This is a genomic window from Methylomagnum sp. (assembly GCF_054333355.1).
In genome coordinates, this window is the sequence record NZ_JBTEKS010000013.1 from 21,560 (window position 1) to 27,967 (window position 6,408).

Consider the following 6,408-nt stretch of genomic DNA (forward strand, 5'->3'; position numbering starts at 1 on the left):
GTAAAATATCACATGAGTCCCATCGGCTCGATTGCAAAGTTCCGCCTCCCGGCACCAAGGCAATCGCGCCATGCCGAGAGCCGCCATTTTTCCCCTCTCCCAAAGGCGAGAGGGAGAAAAATCAGATGGTGCGATTGCCCTGGACCGGGAAACGCCCCCCATTGCAATCAGTGGCGTTCGGCTGCTACTTTCCCGCCCGCCGCGCTGCCATTGGGTTAAGCGCCGGAGCGCAAAGCTGGCTTTGCCCCAAGTCCCAGAGACGCGCACGCCATTCCCATGGCGGCACGGGGAATGTGGCTCTGACGAACCCGCGAATCGGTCCCCGACATTTGGTTTCTTGAATCATTGGTGAATGATGATCGCTGTTGAAAAGCACGTATCGGTATTGGGGGTGGCGATTTTTCAAAGCTTGCTGCTGTTGGGCGTGTATGGTTTCGCCCTGGCCCTGCTGCTGGACGTGGGACTTTACAGGCTATCGCTTTATTTCTGTGCCGCTGGCATCGTGGGCGTGGCGCTATTCAGTTCGCCGCCCCTGCGAGTCGAACGGCCCGCCCTGGCGACGCTGGGGGTTGGGCTGGTTTTTCTAGCCCAGGGCTGGGGCGTGGCGGACGCGCCCATCGCCGGCAACTTCCACCGGGTTTTGGCCTGGTCCATGGTCGCGGCGACCGCCATCACCCTGCTGCCCGACCGACCGGGGCGCTGGCTGAGCCACCGTTCCGCCATCGCCGGGCTGCTAGTGGTGTTCGTCGCCGCGCAAGTGACGGCCATCCTGCTCAGGCCAAAATTGCCCGGACTATTCCCCAATATCCATCATCTGGCGCTTTATTCGGTCGTGACCATGCCCGTGCTGTATTACTTGGCGACGCGGGCCAAGGGCGTGGCGCGGTGGATTTTCGCCGCCGCCTTGGCGGGGGATTTGTTCCTGTTGATGAAAACCCAGTCGCGGCCCGGCTATTTGGCCCTGTTGGCGGCATCGCTGGTGGTGGTGCCGTTCCTCGCGCCCCGCATCCGCTGGCTGACCCTGACCGCCACGGTGTTGATTCCGACGGCCTTGTATTTCAGCGGCTTATTCGGTTTTGCGGCCCGCCTGGATGACCTCGTGGTCAATTTCGCCAAGGAAGAACGGCCCCTGATTTGGCGGGAAACCCTGTCCATCCAAATGCGCAGCTCATGGAGCGAATGGTGGTTCGGGCATGGCCTCGGGCAGTTTTATGAGAATTATCGCGCCGCCCCCAGCTACCATTATGAAGACCATTATGCCTCGCCCCATAATTATTTGCTGGAATTGTTATATAGCCATGGTCTGACGGGCTTGATTCTGATGATTGTGGCTTATATCTTGTTTTATAGGAAGGTTGTTAGCCGTTTATTTAACAGTGGCGATAATGACCATCGCCGGGTCGGAGTTCTTATTATCAGCATCGTCACCGCGCAATTTGTCATGGGCTTTTTTACCGTGCCCTTCTTCTCGCGGCATAACCTCTATCCCCTGGTTTTGATTGTGGGCGTCGGCTTGCGATATATCTCGGACACCCGCCGCCATGCCTGACTCAATATTCCCGCTGGTCACGATTATCATCCCCAACTTCAACGGGGCGCGGCTTTTACTCAATAATCTCCCCTTCGTGATTCGAGCGGCGGAGGCTTATCCTGGCGAATGCGGAATTATCGTGGTGGATGACAAGTCCAGCGATGACAGCATTGCCGTGTTGAACGCCGAGTATCCCGGCGTGCGGCTAATCGCCCATGAAACCAACCGGGGCTTTGCCGAATCCGTCCATTCGGGCGTCGAAGCCGCCGCGACGGAATTGCTGATGTTCCTGAATTCAGATGTGCGCCCAGACCCGGAATTTCTCGCGCCGCTGATAACCCATTTCAACAAGCCGGACGTATTTTCCGTGACGCCGTGGGTGGTCGATGGCGAGGGCCGACCGACGGATGAATCCTGGCGTTGTTACCGGATTCGACGGGGGCGTTTCCGGGCGGTGAAAAGCCAAGGACGCCGCCCAAAAACGACGGTGGAAACCTTGTTTTGTTCGGGTGGTTCCATGGCGGTTCGTAAATCCATGTTTCTGGCCTTGGGTGGTTTCCTGCCGATTTTCAAGCCGTTTTATTCGGAGGATTCGGATTTGGGAATACGGGCTTGGCGGCGGGGTTGGCGGAGCTTATTCGAGCCGGGCTGCCGGGTGATTCACGATCATCGCGGCTCGTCGATCAACAGCAATGTCCCGTCGGCGCGGGTGCGGCGGATTCGGCGGCGCAATCAGTTTGTTTTGGAATGGCTGCATATTCCGACACGGGATATTTGGTTGTCGCTGGTGCCGGGGTATTTAGCGCAGGGTTTGGGGCGGCTGGTTAAGTTGGATTGGGTTTATTTTGCGGGATTATGGGTGGCGCTGGGGTTGTTGCCGGAGGTGTTGGCGCGACGGGGGGAGATTGAGGGGACTAGCGTTTTGGGGTTGTGGGAGGTGATGGGGTCTATTGAAAAGGCTATGGAGCGAGGAGATGGATAACTTATCCATCACATTCACATCCCGTAACGCAGAGCATCAGATGAATGAGAAACAAGGGGCGAGGAATGTCATCAAAAATATACAGTCATCGAACGGATGGAAGGAAGATGGGCTTAATTGATTTATGCAGGCCGCGAAGCCGACAGGGAAAGCAACAGGGCTGTAAACCGTCGAATATCTTTACAAAGTCCCAATTCGATCCCATGCGCAAAGCCTGGAACCAAGCTATGTTATTGATTTTTAATTAGATCAAGCATGGTGGTTCGTTATTTGCTTGACCAATGATCGTGGACCTTGATCGGCCATTTTGAAAAATACGGATTAAAAACACTTATTCTTAGGTAAGCCCATGAAAAATCGAACAAAACACGCAGCCTCCCCTTTCTTGTTGGTCGCTTCCCTAGCGCTTGCCGCCGCCGTACCGCAAGCCGAGGCGGCACTCATCAGCGACGGGGGATTCGAGTCGGGGAGTCCCAATTCATTTTGGAGCGAAGCATCCACGAACGTCGGCTCGCCTCTTTGCACCATAGCTCTTTGCGGAGGGGGGAGCGGTACCGGACCCCACTCAGGCGCTTGGTGGGCCTGGTTCGGCGGCATTCCCAGTGCCACCGAGAACGGAAGCTTGATCCAGACAACCGCGCCAATCCCGCTGGGTGCCGCCACGCTGAGTTTCTTCCTGGAGATTCCGGCCATAGATTCCCCGAGCGACTTCCTTAAGGTCTTTGTGGACGGCACGGAAGTATTCTCGATCAACGCCACGGCCGTAATGGCCTATATTCAGCAATCGGTGGACATTAGCGCCTTTGCCGACGGCGCACCCCATGTCCTGTCCTTCCAATCCACCACCATATCTGCCAATGGCAATGTCTCCAATTTTTTTGTGGATGACGTGGATATCACTGCGGTGCCCGCTTCGGTTCCAGAACCAAGCACCCTGGCCTTGTTCGGCATTGCGGCCCTAGGCCTCGCCGCCCGCCGCCGCACCACCTGAACCGCCATTCCGCCTTGAATCAAGGGCTGTGGATGCGGCTCTTTCTATTCCTCACCGCGTCCATAGCCCGAAACGGATTGCGTTTTAACCCCAACGCGCCCAACTAGCAGCAAGGCAACACGCCATGTTTTTTTAGTAGGACTTATGCAACGCTTGGCTTGTAGTCCCGCCCCTTCGGCTACGCTCAGGACAGGCTTCAGGCGGCAAATCACCGCATGAAGGCGGGACTATGAACGCATTAAGCCATATCACCCCGCCTACCCAATCAGCCTCAACCCCGGCGGCAACGCCTCCCCGAAAATCCGCTTCTCGTCCGCCTCGGTCAATTCCTTCATTTCCGTCACCATCGCCACCCACGACTCCGGCGCCTTGCTGGCGCGGAGCTTCTCCACCACCCGCTGCCGCAAGGCCGGCTCAATGTCCCGCTCGCGGTCGCCGCTCATCCGGGCCAGCAGCGCGGCGGCGAAGCCGGGATGCGGCTCCTTCTTGAAATCGCGGCTCAAGGCTTTGTTTAGCCAAGCTTCCGCGACGGCACGGGGCACCACGTTATGGGTGCTGCCATGGAACGGCACGCGCCCGCCCACCCGGCCCAGCGCCCACCAGCTTTCGGCGGGTTCGTTGGACTTCGCCAGCCGCTCCAGCAACCAGGCGCCCAACTCAACCTTGGTCTCTGCCGGCAAGCGCTCCAGCACCGCCGCCAGCCGCACCATGTCCTCATAGCTGCGCTTCTTGGCGAGGATGGGCAGGTTATTCCGCCGCCCGGTTTCTGGGTTGATGAACTCGGCGATGTCCTTGAAGACGGTCAACTGAGCTTCCTGGCTCAATCCGCCCGCCACCCGCCGCCACAAGGTCCACCACTCGGCCCAGCTTTGCGGCTCGTTGACGAACTGCAAGCCCTGGCCGTAGATGGCGAACGCCTGCGCCACCCGCCAGTCGTCCAGCGGATAGCCGAAGCCGGGCCGCAAACAATAGCCGGTGAGGCTGCACCACAATCGCTCGTGATCGACGGAGCGGCGGCGGTGCGGCAAGCCTTCCAGCAGCGCGCCGAACAACTCGCGCAGCAACGGCGTATCCCAATCGGCGCGGGCACCCAAGGATTTTTCCAGATCGCCGCGCAAGCCCTTGATGGATTTGGGGTCGGCGGTCTTGGCCTTCTTGCCGAACACCCACCGGATTTTTTCCAGCGCCTCGTCCAAACGGGGATGGCGCTTGGCCTCGCCCAAATTCGATGAGGCGCTTTTCTGACGAAGCTGGAATTCGATGTTCCAGCGCTGGTCGGGATCGTCCACCGCCACGCAGTGCAAATCCAGCGTGCCGATTTCGGTTAGCGAGGCGGCGATGCGCACGGCCTGCTCGGTCTTGCCCGCGCCGCTGTCCCGGCCCAAGGCCACGGCCAGCGGCGGCAGGGGCAGGAAGCGCTCCTCGTCGATTTCCGCCAGTTCGCCGGGCTGGGGCCGCAGGTCGTCGGCGGACGCGGTCAGGTGGAAGCGCACCGGCGTACCCAGCCGCAGCAGGAACGTCCGGTCGGCCAACAGCACTTCCCTCCCCTCCTCCGTCCCACGCGGCAGGATGCAAACGCCCCGCGCCGCTTCGTTCGCACCAGTTTCGACCAACAGGAAGTAACTGCGGGCCGACCCGCCGCCGATGCGTTGAATCGGCCAGCCGCGCCGGGCCAGGCCATAGGCCACGGCGCCATGGGCCACCGCCAAGTCGGGCCGGGCGTTGGCAAGCAACCTGGACGAACGGCCACCCCAAGCGGTGATTTGCTCCACCACCCGGCGGGCGATGACGGGGCTGCGGAACACGCCGCCATTGAGCAACAGTGCGTCCGGGACCGGCACGGCAGTGTCGTCGCCAAAGGCTTCGCGGGCGGCTTGCCGGTGCTGGCTGAGGAAGGCGGCGAGGTGCTTGCTGATGGCGGGATCGGCGGCATAGGGCAGGCCGAATTCCACCACGCCGCTGCGCTTGCGGTCGGGGCGTTCGTCCAGCCCGACCCGTGGGAAGAAGCCGTTCAGCACGATGTCGTGGACTTCCGCCCGGTTCAACTCCACCGACCGCGCCCCGCCAATCAGCCGCCCGCCCGCGCCGAGCAGGGTGACGGTAGCCGTCTCCGGGGCGTCTTCCGCCAGTAGCCGCTCCTTGGCGTAACGGCATTGCTCGACGAGTTGCGAGAGTTCGGCGGCGGACAAACGCCGGTCCTCGCCCAGCATCCGTTTCTCGGCCAGATGGGCCAGGGTCAGGTCGATGTTGTCGCCGCCCAGCATGAGATGATTGCCCACGGCGACGCGGGTCAGCTTCGGCTCATCCTCGCCCGGCTCCACCTTGATGAGCGTCAAATCGGTGGTGCCGCCGCCCACGTCCACCACCAGCAACAGACGCACGCCTTCGAGTTGCTTTTGCAGTGTTTTACGATGCTCCCACAGCCAGTCGTAGCAGACGGCTTGCGGCTCCTCCAGCAAGCGTAGCTTGGGCAAACCGGCCAGTTGCGCGGCGTCCAGGGTCAGGGCGCGGGCGGCTTCGTCGAAAGAGGCGGGGACGGTGACGACCACATCCTGGTCTTCCAGCGGGGCGGCGGGGTGCTGGAAATTCCAGGCGGCGCGGACGTGGCGGAGATAGCTGGCGCTGGCATCGACCGGCGATACCTTCGGCACCTCTTCCGGCGCACCCCACGGCAGGATGGCGGCGGTGCGGTCGGCGGCGGCGTGGGACAGCCAGCTTTTGGCGCTGACCACCAGGCGCCCCCGGCTCTTGGCACCTAGCAAACGGGCCAGTTCGCCGACGACGGGCCGGTAGGTGCCGGGCGTTTCGGTGGGGTGCCAGGGCAACCCCGCGTCGGCTTCGGCCAGTTCGTCCAGCCCGACCCGTGGGAAGAAGCCGTTCAGCACGATGTCGTGGACTTCCGCC

4 protein-coding genes are annotated in these 6,408 nt (G+C 61.2%); 3 read left to right on the forward strand and 1 reads right to left on the reverse strand.

The annotated features are described in order from the left end of the window. Positions 1 to 352 precede the first annotated feature (352 nt). The 3 genes from ACXWUF_RS02395 (at position 353) to ACXWUF_RS02405 (ending at position 3,504) form a co-directional block, all read left to right on the forward strand. Positions 353 to 1,549, forward strand: a complete 1,197-nt coding sequence (locus tag ACXWUF_RS02395; protein WP_458493052.1) for an O-antigen ligase family protein — start codon at positions 353 to 355, stop codon at positions 1,547 to 1,549. Then, the gene (locus tag ACXWUF_RS02400; RefSeq protein WP_458493053.1) at positions 1,542 to 2,513 is read left to right on the forward strand and encodes a glycosyltransferase family 2 protein; all 972 of its coding nucleotides are present in this window, start codon (positions 1,542 to 1,544) and stop codon (positions 2,511 to 2,513) included. Before ACXWUF_RS02395 ends, ACXWUF_RS02400 begins: the two co-directional genes overlap by 8 nt. 349 nt (positions 2,514 to 2,862) lie before the next feature. Next, entirely contained in the window at positions 2,863 to 3,504 is a 642-nt protein-coding gene (locus tag ACXWUF_RS02405; protein WP_458493054.1) for a PEP-CTERM sorting domain-containing protein, read from the forward strand. A gap of 257 nt (positions 3,505 to 3,761) precedes the next feature. On the opposite strand, the gene ACXWUF_RS02410 is transcribed toward ACXWUF_RS02405, so the two are convergent. Next, on the reverse strand, positions 3,762 to 6,408 hold a 2,647-nt coding region (locus ACXWUF_RS02410), incomplete at its 5' end, for an Hsp70 family protein (protein ID WP_458493055.1).